Raw genomic sequence first — 21,713 nt, 5'->3', positions numbered from 1 at the left:
TTTGCTTGACTCTTGCTGAGAGTCATTATCGCGGCTTAGCTTGAATGCTCAATATCCAGCAGCTTTGCGCTTAGCCTTATCGCTCCAATCCATGGCTTCCTTGCCTTTTTATATATCACTTGTATGCCAATCAGCGATTAGTAACCGACGGCTTCGCTACCTGAATGACGGGGATCGGTGGCGCCAAATATCCCTTGGTCTGTCACCATAATGGATTGAGTGCTACCCATGGCCGATTGCACACTCACCTTATGGCCTTTGGCTTCGAGTAATGAAATGGTATCGCGGTTCAGGCTGGTCTCGACCCGCAGTTCATCGGGGAGCCATTGGTGATGTACCCGCGCAGCATTGCTGGCTTCGGCAATGTTTAAGCCGTGGTCAATTACGTTCATAATGATTTGCAGCGTGGTGGTAATGATGCGTGAACCGCCTGGGCTGCCCGTTACTAAGAAGGGTTTGCCGTCTTTCATCACTATGGTGGGGCTCATTGAACTTAATGGACGCTTGTTACCTTCTACCGCGTTGGCATCGCCACCGACTAAGCCATAACCGTTAGGGGTGCCTGGTTTTGCGGAAAAATCATCCATTTCGTTATTGAGTAAAATCCCCGTGCCTTTGGCGACTAAGCCCGAGCCGTAGCTGAAGTTTAAGGTATAAGTGTTGGACACCGCATTACCCCATTTATCGACCACCGAGAAGTGCGTGGTTTGGTCACTCTCATAGGGCGCTAGATTACCGGGTTTGATTTCTTCGCTTGGCGTTGTTTTGTTCAGGGCAATTTGGCTGGCAATTTTTTGGGCGTAGTCCTTATCCGTTAGTTGCTTGACGGGCACTTTATAAAAATCGGGATCGCCTAAGTATTCGCTGCGATCGGCGTAGGCATGCTTCATGATTTCAGCCATCACATGGATAGTTTGCGCCGTATTGTGACCGAATTTATCGATAGGGAATTGCTGCAACACATTAAGCATTTCAATAATATGCACACCACCTGAAGATGGCGGTGGCATCGAAACCACCTCATATCCTCGGTATTGACCACGAACGGGTTCACGCTCAACAGCTTTGTAGTGTTTTAGATCTTCTAAGGTCATGATACCGCCAGCTTCTTGCACGGCCTTAACCAGCTTTTCTGCGGTTTCACCTTCGTAGAACCCTTTGGTGCCTTTCTCGGCGATGAGTTGCAGGGAGTGGGCGAGTTCTGGCTGCTTTAAAATATCATCCACTTGGAAGTCGCTACCGTCGGCCTTATAGAAGATGGCTGCCGTGCTTGGCCATTGACTCATGCGGCGCTTTAAGCCTGCAAGGGATACAGCCAAATCTGGGCTAACGCTAATCCCTTCTTGTGCCATTTTGATGGCGGGCGCAGTGACCTGTGCCATGGTCATAGTGCCATATTTTTCAAGGGCTAAACTCATGCCCATTACGGTGCCAGGTACACCGACAGCAAGGCCATGTTCACGGCTTAATTTAGTCACCGCATCGCCATTCTCATCGAGGAAAATGTCTTTTTTCGCCTTTGATGGCGCCATTTCCCGATAATCGATAGCGATAGTTTTATTTTCTTTGGCCAGATGAACGAGCATAAAGCCACCGCCGCCAATATTGCCAGCACGGGGTAAGGTAACCGCTAAACTGAATGCCACCGCCACCGCAGCATCGACGGCATTACCGCCTTGTTTCAAGATTTCAACCCCTGTGCGACTGGCCAAGGTTTCTTGGCTGGCGACCATGCCATGTTTTGCCCATACGGGTTGTGCCGTGGCCATTTGGCTGAAAATCGAAGGCTCTTCAGCATGGAGAGTGGGCGAAGACAATAAAGGCAGTGCCATGGCGATGGCGAGAATTAGAGGTCTAAAAGGTACTGCGCGGTGCATATTCAATCCTGAATTTATTTTCATTATGACTATGCAATGTGCCGAGTATTAGGCTTAATTGCAACCTTGGATCTTGGCTTAGTGTGTTTAACGGATAAGAATTCAACTCATGAGACAACTGATTTTGGCCTTTGCCAGCGCGGTGCAGAGTATTGACGCCGATAATTGGGATAGCTTGATGGGGAGGGATAATCCCTTTGTCCGACATGCCTATTTACTGAGCTTAGAGGAGAGTTTGTCTGCCTGCGCCGCCACGGGGTGGCGTCCACATCATCTGTGTGTTTTCGACGCCACCGGCAGTGAATTTGCACAAGAATTAGCGCCTGATACTGTAATCATTAGTCCAAAAGATGCCGCAGATTTTATGACTTTACCGCTGCTAGCATTGATGCCGCTTTATCAAAAATCCCACTCCTATGGCGAATATGTGTTTGATTGGGCGTGGGCGCAGGCCTATGAGCGTCATGGCCTTGAATATTATCCTAAATTATTAAATGCCATACCGTTTACCCCAGTGCAAGGGCGGCGGATGGGGCTGTCGCCTACGCTTTTGGCAGAGGAGGCGCAGCAGCTAAGTCTTGCCGTATTGTCTTGTTTAAATGGGCAATTAGCGAATGCGGATACGCCTATGTCCTCTTGGCATAGTTTATTTGTCTCGTCTTCGCAGCAAGCACTATTTACTGAGGCATCGAATTACACCGCCCTTCGGCGTCTAAGCACTCAGTTTCATTGGCATAACCGTGGCTATAAAGATTTTGCAACCTTTTTAGCGGCGCTCACTTCCCGTAAGCGCAAAAATATCCTTAAGGAGCGCGCCCAATTACAGCCCTATGGTTTGCAATATGAGTTTGTTGCGGGAGCGGAGATTAGCAGTCAGCAATGGCAGCATTTTATTGAATGTTATCAACTAACCTACCTTAAACGATCCGGCCATCGCGGCTACTTAACCCCGACATTTTTTTACATGATCGCCGAGCGTTTGGCCGAACAGATTGTGCTGTTGGTGGTAAGTGATGCAAAAGGGCAGATGATTGCGGGCGCGCTGTATTTTACGGGCCGCAACGAGCAAGGGCAGACGTGCCTGTTTGGCCGTTACTGGGGCAGTATTGTCGAGCTTGAGGGATTGCACTTTGAGGCCTGTTATTATCAGGGCATCGAATATTGCATCGCCCATAACATTGGTCTATTTGATGCAGGCGCGCAGGGCGAACATAAAGTACTGCGAGGGTTCGAGCCTGTGGCGCTCTATTCCTACCACAATATTGCCCATCCTGAATTTAAGCGGGCGATTGCGCATTTTACCGATGAGGAAGCTGCGCAAATGGAAGTGTATATGCAGCAGATGCGTGAGGTATTGCCCTATAAAAAAGGCCAATAGCCACCATAAACGTAAAACATCGCGTCAACAAATCCGTTGGCGCGACGCGAATGATGCTATACAAAAAGTGATGTGCTAAGCACATATGACTCAAGACGGCATGTTTGATTAGCTCATCGCTAACCAGATCCCAACACCAATCATTAGGCTGCCGGCGATACGATTTAGCCAACGAATGTTATCGCCGCGACTTAAAAAGATCCGCAAACTTTTGCCACCACTAGCGTAGGCCAACATAGAAGTAAACTCTGTCACCATAATAATACTCAGTAGAGCAAGGAGTTGCGGCGCGACTTCGCGCTCGGCATTAATAAAGGGCGGCAGGAGCGACACCATAAACGCCCAACCCTTAGGGTTGGCAATGGCGGTAATAAAGCCCTGTGAAATTAAGGTAAAGTTACTGGCTCTTGGATTAGTGTCATCATCGCTGAGCATCGCCATCTTGCCTCGAGCACGCCACATCTGCACACCGATATAGCCTAAGTAAATGCCGCCCACCCATTTAAATATCTGAAAAACCTCAGGGTAGTTAAGCATAATGCTGGCCACGCCCATGACTGCCGCCGTAGCGACCAAGGCAACTCCCATAAGCTCGCCGAGCATCATCCACAGGGTGCGGCGCACACCAATGCTCATCCCGAGTGTCATGGCGAGTGTCATACACATACCCGGGGTGATAGAAACAAAAAAGAACGTCGGAATAAAAACAGCGAGTAAGGCAAAGTCTGGCATGGTCTAAGCGGTCTATATGAAATTAACTGGAACGCTAGTGTAATGAAAATGCTTAAGTTAGCCAACGTAGACAGGATGATGTTTCTTTTTCTATGGCTGAATGGGGTTACTTACCGCTAACTCTCTGTTTCGAATGAGGGAGGAGTAAGCCATCAGGATGATTACCAAGAGCTAAATAGCTGTTCCAAATAGTAGATCAAAGGAAGGGAACTCAGTCCTGTTTGAGCGATCTGATCTATCGCCAAACAAACCCACCACTCGCCGAGGACTGAGAATGGCCATCTTACCACCACTTTGTCGCGCAGAGCGCAAACAACTACAGAAATTGATCCATAAAACCAAGGATAAACACTTCGCTCGACGCCTTATCGCTATGCTGATGCTGCATCAAGGGCTGTCGATTACTGACGTTCATCATGCTACTGGTGCAGCACGCTCCAGTATTGGTCGTTGGTTAGGCTGGTATACCGAAAGCGGCGTTGATGGGCTTAAATCTCTGCCGCTGGGACGGCCGGCAAGCTTGCCCATAGACCCCATATTGCTCTGTCTATCTTTGCTTATTCAGCTATGCCCACAGGACTCTGGTTACCAACGTAGCCGCTGGAGCAGTGAACTGCTTGCCATGGTGATTAATGCACAGCTTAAGCTCAACATCGCTGCATCCACCGTCCGCCGATTACTACCTAAAGCAGGAATGGTCTGGCGCCGCTCGGCTCCGACATTGCGTATCAAAGACCCACACAAAGAGGAGAAAATGGCCGCGATAAATCAGGCACTTGAGCAGTGTTGCGTCGAGCATCCGGTTTTCTATGAAGATGAAGTAGACATCGACTTGAACCCAAAAATCGGGGCAGATTGGATGCCAAAAGGACAACAAAAACGCGTTGTCACCCCAGGCAACAACCGTAAGCATTACATAGCTGGAGCCCTGCATGCCAGCACCGGAAAAGTGCTTTATGTAAGCAGCGATAGCAAAGCGTCAGAGCTGTTTATTGCCATGTTGGAGAAGCTTAAGCGTCATTACCGCAAAGCCAAAACCATCACGCTCATCCTGGACAATTACATTATTCATAAGAGCCGTAAGACCGTAGCTTGGCTCAAGCATAATCCCAAATTCAGATTACTATTTCAGCCGGTATACTCGCCGTGGGTCAACAAGATAGAACGCTTATGGCTCGCACTGCATGAAACGGTAACCCGCAATCACGCTTGCAGGAACATACGGGAACTGCTTGGCATGGTATGGCATTTTATGGGAACCGTTTCCCCATTTCCTGGCAGTGGGCATGGCACGGCGAAAATGTAGCAGTATTCGGATCAGCTATTTAGTAGTCCAATTTACGAAAAGAACGGTTATGGCTTGTTTAAATAGGATTTCCTGTAAACAAGTCTCTTGTAATCGTATCGTTTAAAGATGAGCAGGCTATGCTCGCGTTTTTACATGTGATTAACCGTGAACCCAATTAGGCTGATATTGAAATAAGACTTTTAAAACAGTGCTTTTAAAATAATCAATTATGTTTAAATGAGCAATTGTGTAACTTCAGGTTCGCATTCGGTATCAATTAAATATACGCATTCTTGGCTAACAATATAATAACTGTATAACTGAGTGTAAATGTGTTTGCCTAGCTCACCATAACAATCAAGCCGGGTATTTTTTACCGACTTCCATATCGGCCATGGCAACCTAAAATATTCACTGCTTTTTGCGCTGATGTTTAGGTCTTCATCTAACGGAAAGGTAATATTACGATTACCAACATGACTCAAATAAGTCTGATAGCTTGATTCATCAACTACCTGTAATCCCGCAATGGTATCGAAATGGATTGTCATGGTCACAGAGTCTTGCTGCCAACTAAGTGTTAATGAAAGATTATCTAGTTGGCAATGAACTAGTGGATAGGGCTTTAGCGGAGTATTAAGTGGAAACCAAGGCTGATACATGGATTTTTCCTCATTTTTTGAATAGAAAGCAGCTGAATAGAAAGCAGCCTAAGCATTAAAGGTCATATTAAGTGTCATTGCAGTTTTATGGCCGCGAGATACGGTAAATTATGTTGATGTGATTTAGTGATTAATTTGCAGCATAACTTATTCAATTAAAAAATACCTTAAGAGATTATCTAATAATTTTTGAAACTAATATCAATAAAGCGTGACTTATCAAACTAAGAACTCAGGTTATGCTTGTTCACAATTCTATTTCTATAGTGAGTGAATACGATGATACAAGGATTTTCTACTGCTTATTTGTTTCAATTGTCTCTTATAACCAGTGCTATGTTATTAAGTCCGGCAAGCATGAGTGCGCAAGATGAGCCCATTAAAACGACTTCATTAGATAGCGCTACAACGTTTAGCTTGCAGAGTAATTTAACACCTAATGCCTCTATTCCGGCCGATTATTATTGGAATCAATTTGGTTGTTCGGGTGCCAATCTGGCTCCAAAGTTAACCTGGGAACACGCCCCAAAAGGTACTCAAAGTTTTGCGGTCACTTTTTATGATAAAGATGCCCCCACTGGTAGTGGTTTCTGGCATCGAGTAGTTTACAACATTCCATCACAAATCAATCAATTGGAAGGTGGGGTAAATGGAGGAACATTACCCGCTGAGGCGATTGAGGCCAATACGGATTTAGGTAAGCCAGGATTTTTTGGCCCTTGCCCACCTAAGGGACGTGAACACCGATATGTATGGACAGTGCATGCCTTGGATGTTGCGAAGTTACCGATTGACGCCAATGCTAGTCCCGCCTTAGTGGGTTTTTATCTATGGCAACATCGCCTAGCTGAAGCAAACTTGACTGTATTAGCGGGTTCAAAATAGGAGCAAGCTTATGAAATTTAATTCTTATCACCCCCTCATCGCTTCGCTCGTCATGTTAACAGGCCAAGCATTTATCTCACCTAACCTGATGGCTCAGCAAGCGGCAATACCACAGGCGCAACCTGAGGTTTATGCCACGCTTGATGGTGCTGTTGGCGGCATTAGTTTTACCTCAACCGATAGGCTTATCTTTAGTTATCACCCTTTTTATCAACCTAAAGTCAAGGTGGGTGAATTGTTGGCAGATGGCAAAGTAAACCCATTTCCTAATTCAGATTGGCAACAATGTCATGATCCTCAAGGAAAACCGAAAGATCCTAATACTTGTTTAAATTGGGTTTTAGGTTTGCGAACCGACGATCGGGACCGAGTATGGTTGCTCGATTCTGGCCAAGCTGAACCCAGAATTGAGCCTAAGTTGGTGGCATGGGATACCCGTAAAAATCAATTAGACCGGATTATTCCGTTGCCATTCCCTGTGTCTATTCCTGAATCGCAGCACAATGACTTTGTTATTTCAAACCGTCATCAAGCGATTGTGATTGCTGATGAAGGTATTGCAACGGGTCCTGTTGGTGATAAGGCTGCCTTAGTTGTCGTGGATTTAACCACGGGTAAGAGTCGGCGTGTATTACAGGGGGATACTAGCGTGATGCCTGATCTGAAGCGACCGCTGATTATTGATAGTACCAGTGCCAATCCAAAGCGTATTGACGTGTTTGTTGGCGCCGATGGTATTGCCTTAGACAATGCCCAACATTGGCTTTATTTTGCGCCGATGAATAAGGACAAAGTCTATCGTGTCGCGATGGCAGATCTACTTAACCCGGATCTCAGCCCGAAGGCGCTGTCCGCCAAGGTTGAAGAATACGCGGATAAGCCAAATAACGGCGGGTTAAGCATTGATTCAGTAGATAATCTTTATCTAACCGATGTGGGTGAGCGCGCTATCGGCATTATCCCTGCCACGGGTCGCCAATATCAAACCTATGTGCATGACGAGCGCATGGTGTGGCCTGATGGTGTGAGCTTTGGCAAAGAGGGCTACCTGTATACTGGCGCTGCCCAACTGCCGCTGTCCGCTGCATTAAACAATGGCAAAGCAGAAAATCGTCCACCATATTATATCTTCCGCTTTAAGCCATTAGCTGCCGGCGTTCCGGGTAACTAACTGTTAAAACCAGGAGTAAATCACATGAATATTGTTGGATTAGACCACTTTACGATCCGTACCCCGATATTGGCTGAAACGGTTCAGTTTTATCAAGTCATCCTTGGCTTAACGCAAGGTTGGCGGCCACGGTTTGGTTTTCCTGGTCATTGGCTTTATGCGCAAGAGAAACCTATTTTGCATTTAGTGGAAGTTGGCAGTCGAGCGTTAGATGCTTATTTGGGCGAGAGCAGTGCACTGTTTGGTTCGGGTCGGGTTGATCACCTTTCTTTTCGGGGGACGAATTTGGCCCAAATGCAGCAGCATCTATGCCGACAACAATGCCCATTTAGGGAGCGAATTGTCCCAGAGATTGGAGAGCATCAATTATTTATTGAAGATCCCAATGGCATTACGGTGGAAATGATTTTTCCCTATGCAAGAGATAACGCCATCGTGGGTGTCGCGATGGAAAGACTGGCAATTTTGCCTGAGGGATCAGCCTAAATGTCGCAAGGCGATCTCGCACGATAGCACAATTGATAACCGTGGGCGTGTTGCCTCATCTAGCTTGTTTTCCCTTGGAGCGATAGCAATGAACTTAATCGATGATCTTCAACAAAAACAATTATGTAATGACCAACATGCCCATCATCACACAATGCCAATTCGTTTAGGTGTAACGGATTTAAGCTTTCATCGGGTAACGGCGGCAGTTGTTGCCCAAGTAATGCGACGGATGGGCAAACAAGTTGAGCTAAGTTATGCCCTGCATGAGGCCAATTTTAATCGGCTCAAGCTTGGGCAGATAGATTTGCTTTGCTCGGCTTGGTTACCTCACAGTCATGGCGTGTATCGGCAGGAGGTTGAGACTCAAGCCGCAACGCGTGAATTAGGGCTACATTATGAGCCTTACGCACTTTGGGGTGTACCAGATTATGTGCCTGAAGATGCGGTTTCACGTATTGAAGACTTGCTTAAACCTGAGGTAAAACAACGGATGCGGCCGATTATTCAAGGTATTGGTGAGGGGGCAGGTATCACCCGTTTTTCTAAAAATATCATGGCGCAATATGGATTAACTGCGGCAGGTTATCAGTTTAGAACGGGTACTCAGGCCGATTGTGTGGCGGCATTTGAATCGGCAGTGTCAGTACGGGACTGGGTCATTGTGCCATTGTGGCATCCGCAATTTTTACACCATCAATATGGTATTCGTGATCTTCAGGACTCAAAAGGGTTACTCGGGGGAAAAGATAAAGCGGTTTTGCTGGCCCGTGAACGCGAGTTAGTGATTAATTTCTCGCCGGCGCAAATTCAAGTACTTGATAGCATAGTGTTATCGAATCAAATTGTTGCAGAACTCGATTATGCGGTTAATCGACAAGGAATGACGGAAGATGAGGCCGCTGCGAACTGGCTGGAAGCCAATCCTTCGCATTTGACGACGTGGTTAGCTCCGCTGCTTAATCCTACTAATACCTCTTCTTCGGAGATGACATTATGATGAACACTCCCGAATCGCGGTTAGTGGCTGCTGGGCTTGAATTACCTGAAGTTGCAGCGGCGCTTGGAAATTACGAACCTTATTCAATTGTTGGTAGCCAATTAATGACTTCGGGTCAGTTTCCCTATTTACAGGGAAAGCTTAAGTATCAAGGACAATTGGGCGCAGATCATACTGTTGGTGAAGGTTACGCGGCCTGTCGTCTTGCTACCCTAAATGCCATCGCGCAATTGAAACAGGCTTGTGGTGAGCTGTCGCGAATAAAACAAATTTACCGCTTAGAAGGGGTGCTAAATGTTCATCAATCTTGCTTTGAACATCCTAAAGCACTCGATGGCGCTTCGGATTTATTGCTCGAGATTTTCGGCGAAGCTGGGCGCCACAGTCGAATGATTTGGACTAACCCCGTCATGCCGTTAAACAGTTTATGTTTGGTCTATTTATTTGCCGAGTTACATGAGGATTCTCAACTCGCACAGCAGACGGCATAAACCTAACCCATGTTTGCGGTTAAAAAGCTTAGCGATAAAAATGCCGCTCGCAGTAAAGCGAGCGGCATCATTCAATCTATCTCGCTCACTGTTGTTACAGTACGCCGCGGCGCATTTGATCGCGTTCAATCGATTGGAACAGGGCTGTAAAGTTACCTTCACCAAAACCTAAGTTGTTCTTACGTTGAATGATTTCGATAAAAATTGGGCCGAACAGGTTCTTAGTGAAGATCTGCAATAAATAGCCTGATTCGTCACCATCCACCAGAATTTGGTGATGCTTGATACGTTCACGGTTTTCGGTCACTTGCGGGACTTTATCGAAAATGGTGTCGTAATATTCGGGAATAATATCCAAGCATTGAATCGAGCTACCTTCCATTGCATCCAGAGATTTAACGATATCGCGGCTTCTAAAGGCTAAGTGTTGTACACCTGGACCATTGTATTCCTTCAGGTATTCATCGATTTGGTTCTTATCGTTGCCTTTACCTTCGTTAATCGGAATACAGAAACTGCCATCGGGTGAACGCAGGGCGTAGGACACCAGTGCGGTTTGTACGCCGCTGATGTCGAAGTAACGTACTTCAGTAAACCCAAAGATGTTTTTGTAGAAGTTCGCCCAATGCTCCATGGTGCCTTTATAGACGTTATTGGTTAAGTGATCGACTTCGATAAAGCCTTTCTCTTGGGTGATGACTTGCTCGCTTAAGTCTTCAAAGTCAGTGGCATAGATATTGTTGTCGGCACCAAAGGTGTCGATAAAATAAATTAAGCTATCGCCAATACCATAAATCGCCGGATAGGGCAGATCTTTAGCCGAATCATCGGCCGCTTTGGCGCCGCGCTCCACCGCTACGCGGTGAGCAAAGCTTGCATCTTCCACACGCCAGCCCATAGAGCAAATAGCAGGACCGTGGGATTTGGCAAATTCTGCCGAAAACCCTTCGCGCTCCTTATTGAGCAGGAAGTTAATATCATTTTGTTTATAGTACAAAATATCTTTATTCTTGGCTTTTTTCAGCAGTGAAAAACCAAAATCGATAAACACTTTGTGCATAAAATCGCTGTCGGGGCTGGCGAATTCGGTAAATTCGATACCGAGTAGGCCCAATGGATTAAGTTCGCTTGCCATGATCTGTTCCTCTTGATTAATTCAACACGCAGTCACTCTTTTTGCCTTGTTTACGGTGGTGACTTACGGCTAGTTGCTTAGTTAATAAACCCTTCACTAGTTCTGCTGTGCAGATTTAGTTTTCTAGCCAGGAGCGGTTGTAGTCTTTACTCATGCAATTTTGCACATGTTCGGTTAGTTTCAGTGGGGCGAAGGTGTCCACCATCACTGCATATTCATAGGTTTCTTTTTTGCCAATCGAGGCTTCGGTGCGGCCGGGCTGCGGGCCGTGCGCTACGCCTTTTTGGTGTAGGGTAATGTAGCCAGCTTCAATCCCGGTACGGCTCATAAAGTCGCCATCGACGTAGTACAGCACTTCGTCACTATCAATGTTGTTGTGGTAGTAAGGCGCGGGGATGGCGCGCTCATGGAAGTCATAGGGGCGCGGCACAAAGTTACATACCACAAAGTTGTGGGCGGTAAACACTAAGTGATCTGACGGCGGCAAGTGAATTTTGCCAACTTTAGGCGCGTATTCGGTGATGTTAAATGCCCAGGGGTAAACACAACCGTCCCAACCTACAAGGTCAAAGGGATGCCATTCTAGCGTTGTAAGCTGGTACTTATCGCCAAATTTACACACCAGCGGGAAGGCGCCGCGTTCAACTACGGCAGCTTGCAATACTGGCGTGCGTAGATCGCGCTCACAGTAGGGCGCTGATTCAAGTAACTGGCCGTATTCATTACGGAAATGCTTAGGCACTTCCACCATTGAAAAGGCTTCAATCACGAATAAACGTACATTGTTGTAATCGTTAAATTTGAGCTGATGCGTAGTGCCGCGTGGGATCACTAAGTAGTCCCATTTTTTAATCTCTAGGGTGCCATATTCACTGTAGAGCGTGCCTTCACCTTCGTGTACAAACACTACTTCATCGGCGTAGGCATTACGGTAAAACTCCGGCGTGTCTTGGGTGACTTTTGCGGTGTAAAGTGCCACATCATTGTTATAAAAGATTTTGTTGCGGGCGCTAAAGAAGTTGCCTTCACGATCGGCTGTGCGCGAATCCAGTTTATAGTTTTGGACTAATGAATCTTCCCATTGGGCACCGTGACCGAGGTGGTAGGGCGCGACTTCCAATGCCTTCGTCGGCATATTGTGGTGATATTTATTCGAGTAAATATTGGAAAAACCATGGGTTGAAAACAGCTCCTCACGGTATAGCTCGCCGTTTTCCTTCTCAAATGCGATATGGCGCTTATGGGGTACTTGGCCTTGTTTCACATAAAATGGCATGGTGGATCCTTGAGTTTTATGCGCTGTGAGCTGTGCCTACAGCGCTTATTGTTATGTTGCAAGTTGCATTACTGTGATCTTCTTATCAATTTAGTTGCTTAGATGAACAAAAAAAGAATAATAAATCTGTCATCTCAATCTAAAAAATAGATGGTATTAACTACTTTACGCTTCGTAGCGATTGCGTGACATTTTTATTCGGCTAAGGAGTCCCCATGCGCATCGATATTGATGCTTTTAATGTGCTGCAAGTGCTGGTGGAAGAGGGTAGTTTTGCTAAGGCTGCCGAGCGTTTGCATAAGGCGCAATCGGCGGTGAGCTATCAGGTTAAAAAGCTAGAGGAACATTTAGGTGTGCAGCTTTTTAGCCGTGACCAATACCGAGCAGAGTTGACAAGTGAAGGGCGGGTGATCTTGGCTGAAGGTCAAAGATTGCTGCAACACCTTGCCAATATTGAACATCTAGCCAGTCGTTTTAGTGAAGGTTGGGAGCCAAAACTTGAGTTAGTGATCGATGGCGCCTTGCCGATGGAGCCGATTATGACGGCGCTGAAACGAATGGCTGAGCATCAAATCCCGACAAAAATTCAGCTTAATATGGAGTTTTTGGGCGGTGTGCAGCATAGATTCGAACGTGATAATGCGGATCTGATGTTGGTTAAAGACTACCGCACCGGCCCCTATTATCACCCACAGCCGCTGCCAGCGATTACTAGCGTACTGGTGACTAGCGCGTCACATCCGTTGGCACAATTAAACAAAATCAGTTTATCCGAGTTACAGCAGCACGTTGAGTTGACTATCGAAGATTCCTCTCCCAATAAAACCTATCGAGATGAGCTGCAATTCGGCGGCGATAAAGTGTTTTATCTTTCTGGTTTTATTATGAAAAAGAATGCGTTATTAAAAGGACTCGGCTTTGGCTGGCTGCCAGACTTTTTAGTGCAAGAGGAACTTTTGAGCGGTGAGTTGGTGGAGGTCGACTTTGTCGGTGGCAGTCGTTATACCTTTATCCCCCAATTAGTGTCGACTCTTGAGCGGCCCCTAGGGCGTGCGGGTAAGCTATTTACTGAGTTGATTTTAGAGGAATTTGCAAAAGCAGAGCAGTTTAACGGCGTTGGATTAGGATAAACCTCATATTACGAAATGATTTGAAACAACGAGAACAATAAAAGTAATCGCCTTTTGACATTTTATGTCATAAAGTGACTCACAGAAGTGGGCGATGTGGATGTAGTACGCCCAGTCAATAAGGACCGACAGAATAAAGGGGAATCGTATGTCTAGACGTTGTCATGAAGTGGATTATGAAATCATCGGCCACAGTATGCAGTTGGTTGAGGTAGAACTTGACCCCAACGAAACTGTGATTGCCGAAGCGGGGGCAATGAATTATCTGGAGCAGGATATTAGCTTCGAGGCCAAAATGGGCGATGGTTCAGAGCCGGATTCAGGCTTTTTTGGCAAATTAATGGGAGCGGGTAAGCGGGCGTTGACTGGTGAGAGCATCTTTATGACGCACTTTACTAACCTCGGGCATCAAAAACGCAAAGTCGCCTTTGCTGCGCCTTATCCCGGTACTATTTTAGCTATCGATCTCGCCCAATATGGTGGCGAGCTGATTTGCCAGAAAGACAGTTTTCTCGCTGCGGCCCTCGGAACTCGCGTTAGCATGAAGTTTAACCGCCGTTTAGGTACAGGCTTTTTTGGTGGTGAAGGTTTTATTCTGCAGAGCTTACAAGGCGATGGCATGGCGTTTATCCATGCGGGTGGCACGCTGATTAAAAAGGAACTGAAAGGTGAAACCTTAAGGGTCGATACCGGTTGTCTCGTCGGTTTTACCCCAGGCATTGACTATGATATTGAGCGCGCAGGCTCATTAAAATCGATGTTTTTTGGTGGCGAGGGGTTATTTTTAGCGACCTTAAAGGGCCATGGCACGGTATGGTTGCAGAGTCTGCCGTTCTCGCGTATGGCCGATCGCATTATTGCTCACGCCCCTTCTGCTGGCGGTAGCGACCGCGGTGAAGGTTCAGTCCTCGGCGGTCTTGGTCGTATGATTGATGGCCGTTAAGATATCGGTCAAATCGACATAAACTGCACACTCGAGTAATCGCGCTTTCTATTGGTCAGGCATCCCAAACTAGCTTATGGGATGCCTTTTATTGTCGTTTTTGGTTTGCTTAAGCGGTTTTTATTTGTGTTTAAGAGCTTGCTGAATGCGCCTTTCAACCTGTCTTGATATCAAATACATCATTAAATAACCTGTGCCTAAGGCCAAAATCACCGCCACAACATTTTCTGTATACAATCGATAAGCGTAGAAAGTACCAATCAGTACGACGATACCACTAAGGCGTATGAGTAGGCTTTGGGTAAAATAGCCATGGGCTTTGAGATTGGCTAACTGATAGCCATTAAGCATCATAAAGATAAAGAACATGGAGAAATGCATTAATACCGGAGCGGCTTTAAGGTATTGCTCAGGAAATAACCAAGCCACCAATGGCTTACTTGCGAATAACATCATCACGAAAAATATTCCGCTGACCCACAACGAAACCTTTGTCAGCCATGATTTGATTTGCTGAACCTCTTCAAAGCGTTTTTCTCGCACGCACACTGCGACTTCGGGTAGTACAAAACGGTAAATGGGGAAGACAAAAAGCAGGGTGAGGTATGTGATCATCGGCCGCACTACCACTTGGAAATCACCCAATTCGTCTATGCTGAAATAAGCAATAGTCAGTAGTACTGTAATGTAAATCATCAAGATACTGGCACCCGCTTCCATCGAGGCGGTCAGACTTTTCTTCATAAAATTGCGTAAATCCGTATCAAAATGCACCGCAGTTAAGGGCGGAGTGGCGATATCCTTGCGCCGTTTGAAGTACATATAGAAGGCAACGATGAGTGATGACAGTGTCATACTGTAAAAGAGTGATGCAATGGCAGTTTGTTGTAACCCATAAAAACAGAATAAAAAGCTGGTCACTTGCGCGAGTGGCTCTAACCAAGTGACTCGATTGGAGATGGCATATAGCCGATACATGGCAATTTGATTGGTAAAATAGACCTTGAGCCCCATACTCAAAATAATGCCAACCAATTGAAAATATTCTACATTAAGCTGGAGTTTGTGTTTGATATAAGGCAACACAACGCCCCACGCGAGCAGCACCATTGCGATTAAGCTGTAGCGGAATATATTAGTGATATCCACATCTTGCTTGGTTTGAGAGTAGGTTACTACCATAGAAGAGCGAAACCCTGTCATCAGGATCAGCGATAACGAAATGATATCGATAACAGTGTGATAGAGTGCAAGATCGGCTTTGACTACCCATTGTGCTAACCAAAGTTTAAATAGAAAACCCACGACAATACTGGCCAGCGATGCCCAAAAACCTGTAACAATCGCTTGCTTAACCCGTTGAAGTGAAGTTTGTTCCATATTCAAAATCCAGCGTTAGTTTGCGATCATTATGTGGATGGAATGCATGCAATTCGGCTTATGCTTCAAGCGCATCATCCCATTAGATTGGTGACACAATGGCTTTTTTGATGCTTGTTTTATTGAGTTGAAGCTGTGTTGTACGCGAAGGTTTTAAGATGCTTAGCATCGATACGGCTTCAGTTATTGCACGCCACGGCAGCCGTTTCATCTTATATTTATGCGCAGCTTCATAGTTGCAGAGTCTAACATCCTACCGATTTTCGACCAAACAGCAGAGCGTAAAGATATGATAAATATCAGCATGTTGCTTAGATGTAACACTTGTTATTAATGTGCCGATAACGATGTAGTTATCGGAATCAACTTAAGGTGAGATAAAAGCATTGGCTAAAATGTTGGCACTCTCAAAAATAGTTGAGCTTGCCAACGAATGATCTGCACTAATCAGTAATGATATTGACGATATCGAGGATCTTGCGACTCTTTTCATCCAATTTAATAATTGCACCCTCGACTTGGATACTGATCCTTCCCTCTCTATCTAAGGGCACAACAATACGTCCGCGGTCATAAATATCGTAATCTAAGATATCACCACGGTGCAGTTTTTTCTGCCAACCTGGAGGGAGAGGCTGACCCTTATCTACTTTCTTCTGTAGGCCAGGAGGTAAGCCAGTATCTCTCTTGTCATGTTCAGGTTTCGCCAAAGTGACCGACGGGGCTAGCAGACTGAGCACGACCCCACCCATTAGTGTTGCAGTTAATTTATTCATACTCACTTCCTTGGGTATTGCATTGTTAGGGCCAATCTAGCTTAGCTTAAATAAACTTTAGCTGAATATATGTCATTAACATCTGAGCATCAGTACGGCTTGCCATTGCTCGGCGGTAACGGGTTGAATACTTAGCCGTGAGCCTTTCGATACTAGGTACATATCAGCTAACTGCGGCAAGCTTTTAATTAAGCTGAGAGGAATGATTTCTTTGAATTGTTCCACAAAGCGAATATCGACCCTTAGCCATCTTGGGTTGCTAGGATCTGACTTAGGATCAAAATACTTTGATTCTGGATCAAAGGCCGTACTATCCGGGTAGGCGTTCGTTACCACTTCAGCAATGCCGACAATACCAGGTACTTTGCAGCTTGAATGATAGAAGAAGACCTGATCGCCTATTTGCATGGCATCGCGCATAAAGTTACGTGCTTGGTAGTTACGGATCCCAAACCAAGCTTCGGTTTGATTAGGCCTTGCTTTAAGATCTTCGATACTAAATTCGTCGGGTTCCGATTTCATAAGCCAGTAATTCATTTTGTGTCCTTTTACTGAAATAACAGTCTTATCGCGTTAATTCCTTGAGTTTATCTTAGTTTTTACTGACCTCCCAGTTAACTGTATTGATGGCTGCGTATTTTGAACCGTTAAGTCAGTGTTCAGTTAACACCGCTTACCCTGTCATCACTATCGAGTCTGGTATGACTGATGCTGCAATTGCAGCAATGCAATATCACAACTCAATACAAGCAAAGTTGACGAGTTTAGGTTAAGCCCAAGCGAATTTTTCAATCCCTGACTTATAAACAAGAGTAATGTTGAAATCAGTGAGGTGTGCTATGGAAGCTTCAACAATGACGACAGACTGTGGTTTATACACTAAATATCTTAAGGATTTCACCGCAGGTGATGCGAGTTTACACCGTGATCGCATGTTGGAATTTATTAGCGATTTAACCGCTCAGGGCTGGTTACTTGCTAATTTTACTTGGGATTATTGTTATAATAACAGTTACTTGGTGGATAAGCCCGCTTATATCCGTGATGCCAGTGTGGCCCAATGTCGCCTATTATTGACCGCAATGACACGTTTAGAGGTTTTTAGCCCAGGGGTGTTAGAGAATATGCGCCGCCAAGGAGTGCTACTGGCGATTATGGAGCGTCTGCAGTGTCTAGAGGGACCAACATCCAATAACCAGGATGCATTTATGAGCCGTTAATCGGGTTTTAGGGAAAGGGAGTGACCTTACTCTTTAGTCTAATACTGGATTTTTTTACTTGTGACATGTTCCGTGGATTGGTTAGTTTTGACCACGCTAACCATAATAAAAAGCACGGAGGCCTTAATGTCTGCTTCAAAGACTCAAGCAACAAATCAACCCACTAGTCCACTTAAATATAGTGAGTTTCGGGGAGCTAACGCCCCAAAACTTGTTGAAAAAACCATAGGACAATACCTTAACGATATTGCTAACACCTATCCCGAACAGTTAGCCGTTGTCGTTAACCATCAAAATATTCGCTGGAATTACCGTCAATATCTTGCACAAATCGACGCGCTTGCAACAGGTTTACTCAAATTAGGCATAGGTCCAGGGGACCGCGTCGGTATTTGGTCACCCAATAATATTGAGTGGTGTTTAACCCAATTTGCTACTGCCAAAATTGGCGCCATCATGGTGTGTATTAACCCCGCTTATCGCCCTGAAGAATTACAATATGCCTTGACTAATGTGGGTTGTCGCGCGGTGATCTGCGCTGATAAATTCAAGTCCAGCAACTACTTGCAGATGCTCTACGAGCTTGCGCCTGAACTTAAGCAGTGCGCTGCGGGTCAATTGCAGGCTAAGGCATTACCAGAGTTGCAATTTGTGATCCGCATGGGAGCTGAAAAGTCTCCCGGCATGTTGAACTTCGATGACTTATTAGTCGAGGTGAGCGAAGATGATAAAGCAATGCTTGCGCGTATTGCCAATGAACTCACCCCCTATGATGCGATTAATATCCAATTTACCTCTGGCACAACGGGTAGCCCAAAGGGGGCGACCTTATCGCACCATAACATCTTGAATAACGGTTATTTAGTGGCCGAGGCAATGAGGTTTACCTGTGATGATAAGCTCTGTATCCCCGTACCTTTGTACCATTGTTTTGGTATGGTGCTAGGTAATCTCGTTTGCTTGGCTAAGGGCGCAGCAGCTATATTCCCGGGGGATTCTTTCGATCCTCTCACGACCTTAGAAGTGATTGAGCGTGAGCGCTGCACCGCACTGCACGGTGTTCCCACCATGTTTATTGCCGAGTTAGAACATCCTGAATTTAAACGTTTTGATCTCAGTTCGTTGCGTACGGGCGTGATGGCGGGGGCGACTTGTCCTGAAGAGGTTATGCGTCGTGTACAGCAGTTGATGTACATGCAGGAGGTGTTAATCGGCTATGGCCAAACCGAGTGCAGTCCGTTAAATCACATTACTGAAATCGATTCTCCAGTGGAGAAGCGTGTTCTCACCGTTGGTCGGGCGTTACCCCATACTGAAGTGAAAATTGTCAATGAGTTTGGCGAAGTGCTGCCGATTAATCAGCCCGGTGAAGTCTGTAGCCGAGGATATTGCATCATGCAATGTTATTGGAATGATCCTGAAAAAACCGCCGCCACAATTGACAGTGAAGGTTGGTTACATTCGGGCGATATTGGCCAAATGGATGAGCAAGGTTACGTGCAAATTGTGGGGCGGATTAAGGATATGATTATTCGCGGGGGCGAGAATATCTATCCCCGAGAAATTGAAGAAAAACTCTATACCCACAAAGATGTGCAGGATGCCGCGGTGTTTGGCGTCCACAGTGATAAATATGGTGAGGAAGTCTGTGCGTGGATTAAAGTCCGCTCAGGGGCGTCGATTACTGAGGAGGATATTCGTCATTTCCTTACCGAAAAGTTCGCCTATTTTAAAGTGCCACGTTATATCAAATTTGTGGACCAATACCCGATGACCGTTACGGGTAAAATCCAAAAATTTAAAATGCGCGAGCTGATGTATCAAGAGCTGTACGAAGATATTAATGCCTAAAAGGCATAAACTTTCAAACCGACCCAAGCCCGAACGCTTGGGTTTATTTTTATATGGCCATCTGTGCTTAAGGAAAACATTGTCGCATGACCATCAGGTTTTCCTTCAGTCTTCCCCTTGTCGTAAAGATGTCGTTTTTGGCGGCGATAGTTCTGCCTACTCCGAGCATTGCTGTCTTAGCGTGGTTCTACAAGGCTAAACAGATAACAAATATTCGCTGTACCTATAGGTATGGCTGATTATACTGAATAGAGTTAAACCGATGAGCTATTTGTTTTTTTAGCGATTAATAGATGAGTCTTTGATGGAGGCATTATGATCCGCTGGTGCCCACTGATGTTTAGTTGCCTATTAACCGTGGCAAATACGACATTTGCAGACACGCTGAAGCTAACGTCATTACTTTGGCCGCCGTATTCCGGCTATCAACTCCAGCACCAAGGCGCGAGTGTTGCGGTGGCTAAGGCGGCGTTTGAGCAAATGGAACAACAACTTATCGTGGATTTTTACCCTTGGAGCCGCGCGATTAAATTAGCCGTTATGCCGGGCTCTGACTACATTGGCTATTTTCCAGAATATTATTTTGAAACCGATAAGTTTATTTTTTCTAAACCGATTGGTATTGGCCCATTAGGTATTGTTGAGCCAAAATCCCGTCCCATTAGTTGGCATCATTTAGCCGATTTGAATCGTTATACTTTAGGTATTGTGCAGGATTATGTGAATACCGACTCGCTGGATGTAATGATTGCTTCAGGGAGTCAACCTGTTGAAGCGGCAACATCCGATGAGCAAAATATCAAAAAGGTGGCGGCTGGTCGTATTGACGGCGCTGTGATTGATATTAATGTGCTGCATTATCTACTTAAACAACCCCACCTTCAGCCGCTCGCAGATAAGTTACAGGTCAATCGACAACTGATTGCCAATAAACAACTTTATGTCGCGTTTCGTAATACAGAAGAGGGGCGGCGTTGGCGGGATATTTTTGATCAAGGTTTAGCGAAGCTCGATATTGATAGCATTATGGGCGATTTGTTATTTCAACAAGAAGCCTTAAGTCAGTAATGCTATTTTGCACATAACCAAAGCTGTGAGAAGGCAAGTTTTTCATCATTTTGTCTAACACCGCGAGTAATCAGTTGTGGGCGGCATTTCATTATCACTGCTCAGCATGTTTGTGTGTGCCAGTAAGTATTTTGTCGGGTGATCGCGATGGGTTAGTCAAGATCCAAACCAGCAGGGTATTGGTACAATATTTTAAGGTCGACTTAGTTGTGTTGGCCTATTGTGGTTATGACATCACCATAGATGCGTCAGCTAAACTGGCGCATTATCTCTTTGAAATCATCTGCTCACCGGAGCAGGATGCGGGTGATCAGTTTGCTGATAGCACTGATTTACTCAATGAATAGCAGAATTAGTGCAATCGCTGCCGAACTATGCATCAGCACTACCCACCTATGCTGAGTAGTGCTGAGTAATATGCCTTACACCTTGACGATCATGGTTATTACGCTTTCGCTACTATGGTTTGCCCAATCGGCGTTAGGCTTAACAGCGCCAGCTTAAGATGTTGGATCCCGAAAGGGATACCGATAATCGTCACAAAGCAGGCAAGAGCATGGGCCAAATGACCAATAGCCAACCAAATCCCAAACAGTAAGAACCAAATGATATTGCCCACCATGCCAAAGGCACCTGTTCCTAAATCTTCACGGCCAGTTAAATGACGGCGATTCATTTGTTCTTGTCCAAAGGGCCAGAAGGTCAATTCACCAATCACAAAGCAGGCGCGACCAAAGGGAATACCGATAATACTGATAAAACACAAAATCCCCGCAAGCCACCAGGCTAGGCCCATCACAAATCCACCAAGGACAAACCAAGCAATATTGAAAATTAACCGTAGTAATGACATTGAAAACTCCTTATCGAATCCAAAATCTGTGCGACAGAAACAACATCCACACTCGAAATTATTAATTGATGCTTAAATGTCATAAGCGAGAATTATGCCAAAATATTTTTC

Annotated in this window: 22 protein-coding genes; 13 read left to right on the top strand and 9 right to left on the bottom strand. The window is 45.5% G+C overall.

The features are described from left to right. Window positions 1-137: 137 nt before the first annotated feature. Window positions 138-1,877, bottom strand: a complete 1,740-nt coding sequence (ggt, locus tag SHEWPOL2_RS01625) for a gamma-glutamyltransferase (RefSeq protein ID WP_037425373.1) — start codon at window positions 1,875-1,877, stop codon at window positions 138-140. Window positions 1,878-1,986: 109 nt separating this feature from the next. Between ggt and SHEWPOL2_RS01620 the strand changes: the two genes are divergently transcribed. Continuing rightward, on the top strand, window positions 1,987-3,255 hold the full coding sequence (locus tag SHEWPOL2_RS01620; RefSeq protein WP_037425369.1) for a GNAT family N-acetyltransferase: 1,269 nt from the start codon (window positions 1,987-1,989) through the stop codon (window positions 3,253-3,255). Window positions 3,256-3,363: 108 nt separating this feature from the next. On the opposite strand, the gene SHEWPOL2_RS01615 is transcribed toward SHEWPOL2_RS01620, so the two are convergent. Continuing rightward, window positions 3,364-3,987, bottom strand: a complete 624-nt coding sequence (locus tag SHEWPOL2_RS01615) for a LysE family translocator (protein WP_037425366.1) — start codon at window positions 3,985-3,987, stop codon at window positions 3,364-3,366. A 274-nt stretch (window positions 3,988-4,261) separates the two neighbouring features. Here SHEWPOL2_RS01615 and SHEWPOL2_RS01610 point away from each other — a divergent pair, with 274 nt between their 5' ends. Further along, window positions 4,262-5,293: an IS630 family transposase gene (locus SHEWPOL2_RS01610; protein ID WP_037425363.1), complete on the top strand. Its 1,032-nt coding sequence runs from the start codon at window positions 4,262-4,264 to the stop codon at window positions 5,291-5,293. 215 nt (window positions 5,294-5,508) lie between these two features. Here the strand turns inward: SHEWPOL2_RS01610 and SHEWPOL2_RS01605 are convergent, their stop codons facing one another. After that, window positions 5,509-5,937, bottom strand: coding sequence for a hypothetical protein (locus SHEWPOL2_RS01605; RefSeq protein WP_037425360.1), 429 nt, complete (start codon window positions 5,935-5,937; stop codon window positions 5,509-5,511). A gap of 357 nt (window positions 5,938-6,294) precedes the next feature. Here SHEWPOL2_RS01605 and SHEWPOL2_RS01600 point away from each other — a divergent pair, with 357 nt between their 5' ends. From SHEWPOL2_RS01600 to SHEWPOL2_RS01580, 5 genes are all read left to right on the top strand, one after another. Further along, the gene (locus SHEWPOL2_RS01600) at window positions 6,295-6,822 is read left to right on the top strand and encodes a YbhB/YbcL family Raf kinase inhibitor-like protein (protein WP_239642726.1); all 528 of its coding nucleotides are present in this window, start codon (window positions 6,295-6,297) and stop codon (window positions 6,820-6,822) included. 10 nt (window positions 6,823-6,832) lie between these two features. Continuing rightward, a complete protein-coding gene (locus SHEWPOL2_RS01595; RefSeq protein WP_050991290.1) occupies window positions 6,833-7,993 on the top strand; it encodes an L-dopachrome tautomerase-related protein in 1,161 nt (386 codons plus the stop codon). 24 nt (window positions 7,994-8,017) lie between these two features. Then, window positions 8,018-8,479 (top strand): VOC family protein, encoded by a 462-nt coding sequence (locus tag SHEWPOL2_RS01590; RefSeq protein ID WP_037417625.1) that lies wholly within the window; start codon window positions 8,018-8,020, stop codon window positions 8,477-8,479. 88 nt (window positions 8,480-8,567) lie between these two features. Beyond that, on the top strand, window positions 8,568-9,479 hold the full coding sequence (locus SHEWPOL2_RS01585) for a glycine betaine ABC transporter substrate-binding protein (protein ID WP_037425357.1): 912 nt from the start codon (window positions 8,568-8,570) through the stop codon (window positions 9,477-9,479). Then, window positions 9,476-9,970, top strand: coding sequence for an Atu1372/SO_1960 family protein (locus tag SHEWPOL2_RS01580; protein WP_037425353.1), 495 nt, complete (start codon window positions 9,476-9,478; stop codon window positions 9,968-9,970). The genes SHEWPOL2_RS01585 and SHEWPOL2_RS01580 overlap by 4 nt, the downstream gene beginning before the upstream one ends. A 94-nt stretch (window positions 9,971-10,064) precedes the next feature. Here the strand turns inward: SHEWPOL2_RS01580 and hppD are convergent, their stop codons facing one another. Next, the gene (hppD, locus tag SHEWPOL2_RS01575; RefSeq protein ID WP_037425350.1) at window positions 10,065-11,105 is read right to left on the bottom strand and encodes a 4-hydroxyphenylpyruvate dioxygenase; all 1,041 of its coding nucleotides are present in this window, start codon (window positions 11,103-11,105) and stop codon (window positions 10,065-10,067) included. A 115-nt stretch (window positions 11,106-11,220) separates the two neighbouring features. Continuing rightward, window positions 11,221-12,381, bottom strand: coding sequence for a homogentisate 1,2-dioxygenase (locus SHEWPOL2_RS01570; RefSeq protein ID WP_037425347.1), 1,161 nt, complete (start codon window positions 12,379-12,381; stop codon window positions 11,221-11,223). Window positions 12,382-12,596: 215 nt separating this feature from the next. Between SHEWPOL2_RS01570 and SHEWPOL2_RS01565 the strand changes: the two genes are divergently transcribed. Both SHEWPOL2_RS01565 and SHEWPOL2_RS01560 read left to right on the top strand, forming a co-directional pair. Continuing rightward, entirely contained in the window at window positions 12,597-13,511 is a 915-nt protein-coding gene (locus SHEWPOL2_RS01565; RefSeq protein ID WP_037417642.1) for a LysR family transcriptional regulator, read from the top strand. 148 nt (window positions 13,512-13,659) lie between these two features. Further along, window positions 13,660-14,454 carry a TIGR00266 family protein gene (locus SHEWPOL2_RS01560; RefSeq protein ID WP_037425344.1) on the top strand — a complete coding sequence of 265 codons (795 nt, stop codon included), beginning with the start codon at window positions 13,660-13,662 and terminating at the stop codon, window positions 14,452-14,454. Window positions 14,455-14,574: 120 nt separating this feature from the next. On the opposite strand, the gene SHEWPOL2_RS01555 is transcribed toward SHEWPOL2_RS01560, so the two are convergent. The 3 genes from SHEWPOL2_RS01555 to SHEWPOL2_RS01545 form a co-directional block, all read right to left on the bottom strand. Beyond that, the gene (locus SHEWPOL2_RS01555; RefSeq protein ID WP_037425341.1) at window positions 14,575-15,834 is read right to left on the bottom strand and encodes a membrane protein; all 1,260 of its coding nucleotides are present in this window, start codon (window positions 15,832-15,834) and stop codon (window positions 14,575-14,577) included. Between the two features lie 443 nt (window positions 15,835-16,277). Next, window positions 16,278-16,610 (bottom strand): hypothetical protein, encoded by a 333-nt coding sequence (locus SHEWPOL2_RS01550; RefSeq protein ID WP_037425338.1) that lies wholly within the window; start codon window positions 16,608-16,610, stop codon window positions 16,278-16,280. A gap of 75 nt (window positions 16,611-16,685) precedes the next feature. Further along, the gene (locus SHEWPOL2_RS01545) at window positions 16,686-17,147 is read right to left on the bottom strand and encodes an EVE domain-containing protein (protein ID WP_037417654.1); all 462 of its coding nucleotides are present in this window, start codon (window positions 17,145-17,147) and stop codon (window positions 16,686-16,688) included. Window positions 17,148-17,449: 302 nt separating this feature from the next. Between SHEWPOL2_RS01545 and SHEWPOL2_RS01540 the strand changes: the two genes are divergently transcribed. The 4 genes from SHEWPOL2_RS01540 (at window position 17,450) to SHEWPOL2_RS01525 (ending at window position 21,096) form a co-directional block, all read left to right on the top strand. Beyond that, window positions 17,450-17,830 carry a DUF6508 domain-containing protein gene (locus SHEWPOL2_RS01540; RefSeq protein WP_037425335.1) on the top strand — a complete coding sequence of 127 codons (381 nt, stop codon included), beginning with the start codon at window positions 17,450-17,452 and terminating at the stop codon, window positions 17,828-17,830. Between the two features lie 126 nt (window positions 17,831-17,956). Further along, entirely contained in the window at window positions 17,957-19,681 is a 1,725-nt protein-coding gene (locus tag SHEWPOL2_RS01535) for an AMP-binding protein (RefSeq protein WP_037425333.1), read from the top strand. A 315-nt stretch (window positions 19,682-19,996) separates the two neighbouring features. Continuing rightward, window positions 19,997-20,749 (top strand): transporter substrate-binding domain-containing protein, encoded by a 753-nt coding sequence (locus SHEWPOL2_RS01530; RefSeq protein ID WP_037425331.1) that lies wholly within the window; start codon window positions 19,997-19,999, stop codon window positions 20,747-20,749. 116 nt (window positions 20,750-20,865) lie between these two features. Continuing rightward, window positions 20,866-21,096: a hypothetical protein gene (locus SHEWPOL2_RS01525; RefSeq protein ID WP_037425328.1), complete on the top strand. Its 231-nt coding sequence runs from the start codon at window positions 20,866-20,868 to the stop codon at window positions 21,094-21,096. A gap of 98 nt (window positions 21,097-21,194) precedes the next feature. Here SHEWPOL2_RS01525 and SHEWPOL2_RS01520 read toward each other — a convergent pair whose 3' ends face one another. Beyond that, complete coding sequence (locus SHEWPOL2_RS01520) at window positions 21,195-21,602, bottom strand: YccF domain-containing protein (RefSeq protein ID WP_011072069.1); 408 nt, start codon at window positions 21,600-21,602, stop codon at window positions 21,195-21,197. Window positions 21,603-21,713: the final 111 nt, after the last annotated feature.

It is taken from the genome of Shewanella sp. POL2, assembly GCF_000282755.1.
Taxonomy (GTDB): Bacteria; Pseudomonadota; Gammaproteobacteria; order Enterobacterales; family Shewanellaceae; genus Shewanella; species Shewanella xiamenensis.
This window is presented reverse-complemented; position numbering and strand designations above follow the sequence as displayed.

Excerpts from the sequence above, each read along its gene's own strand:
- SHEWPOL2_RS01555 (WP_037425341.1), bottom strand. The coding sequence starts at position 15,834 with ATGGAACAAACTTCACTTCAACGGGTTAAGCAAGCGATTGTTACAGGT.
- SHEWPOL2_RS01605 (WP_037425360.1), bottom strand. The coding sequence starts at position 5,937 with ATGTATCAGCCTTGGTTTCCACTTAATACTCCGCTAAAGCCCTATCCA.
- SHEWPOL2_RS01560 (WP_037425344.1), top strand. The coding sequence starts at position 13,660 with ATGTCTAGACGTTGTCATGAAGTGGATTATGAAATCATCGGCCACAGT.
- SHEWPOL2_RS01600 (WP_239642726.1), top strand. The coding sequence starts at position 6,295 with ATGAGTGCGCAAGATGAGCCCATTAAAACGACTTCATTAGATAGCGCT.
- SHEWPOL2_RS01545 (WP_037417654.1), bottom strand. The coding sequence starts at position 17,147 with ATGAATTACTGGCTTATGAAATCGGAACCCGACGAATTTAGTATCGAA.
- SHEWPOL2_RS01520 (WP_011072069.1), bottom strand. The coding sequence starts at position 21,602 with ATGTCATTACTACGGTTAATTTTCAATATTGCTTGGTTTGTCCTTGGT.
- SHEWPOL2_RS01535 (WP_037425333.1), top strand. The coding sequence starts at position 17,957 with ATGTCTGCTTCAAAGACTCAAGCAACAAATCAACCCACTAGTCCACTT.
- SHEWPOL2_RS01530 (WP_037425331.1), top strand. The coding sequence starts at position 19,997 with ATGATCCGCTGGTGCCCACTGATGTTTAGTTGCCTATTAACCGTGGCA.
- SHEWPOL2_RS01540 (WP_037425335.1), top strand. The coding sequence starts at position 17,450 with ATGGAAGCTTCAACAATGACGACAGACTGTGGTTTATACACTAAATAT.
- SHEWPOL2_RS01550 (WP_037425338.1), bottom strand. The coding sequence starts at position 16,610 with ATGAATAAATTAACTGCAACACTAATGGGTGGGGTCGTGCTCAGTCTG.
- SHEWPOL2_RS01590 (WP_037417625.1), top strand. The coding sequence starts at position 8,018 with ATGAATATTGTTGGATTAGACCACTTTACGATCCGTACCCCGATATTG.
- SHEWPOL2_RS01580 (WP_037425353.1), top strand. The coding sequence starts at position 9,476 with ATGATGAACACTCCCGAATCGCGGTTAGTGGCTGCTGGGCTTGAATTA.
- ggt (WP_037425373.1), bottom strand. The coding sequence starts at position 1,877 with ATGCACCGCGCAGTACCTTTTAGACCTCTAATTCTCGCCATCGCCATG.
- SHEWPOL2_RS01610 (WP_037425363.1), top strand. The coding sequence starts at position 4,262 with ATGGCCATCTTACCACCACTTTGTCGCGCAGAGCGCAAACAACTACAG.
- SHEWPOL2_RS01615 (WP_037425366.1), bottom strand. The coding sequence starts at position 3,987 with ATGCCAGACTTTGCCTTACTCGCTGTTTTTATTCCGACGTTCTTTTTT.
- SHEWPOL2_RS01595 (WP_050991290.1), top strand. The coding sequence starts at position 6,833 with ATGAAATTTAATTCTTATCACCCCCTCATCGCTTCGCTCGTCATGTTA.
- SHEWPOL2_RS01620 (WP_037425369.1), top strand. The coding sequence starts at position 1,987 with ATGAGACAACTGATTTTGGCCTTTGCCAGCGCGGTGCAGAGTATTGAC.
- hppD (WP_037425350.1), bottom strand. The coding sequence starts at position 11,105 with ATGGCAAGCGAACTTAATCCATTGGGCCTACTCGGTATCGAATTTACC.
- SHEWPOL2_RS01570 (WP_037425347.1), bottom strand. The coding sequence starts at position 12,381 with ATGCCATTTTATGTGAAACAAGGCCAAGTACCCCATAAGCGCCATATC.
- SHEWPOL2_RS01585 (WP_037425357.1), top strand. The coding sequence starts at position 8,568 with ATGAACTTAATCGATGATCTTCAACAAAAACAATTATGTAATGACCAA.
- SHEWPOL2_RS01565 (WP_037417642.1), top strand. The coding sequence starts at position 12,597 with ATGCGCATCGATATTGATGCTTTTAATGTGCTGCAAGTGCTGGTGGAA.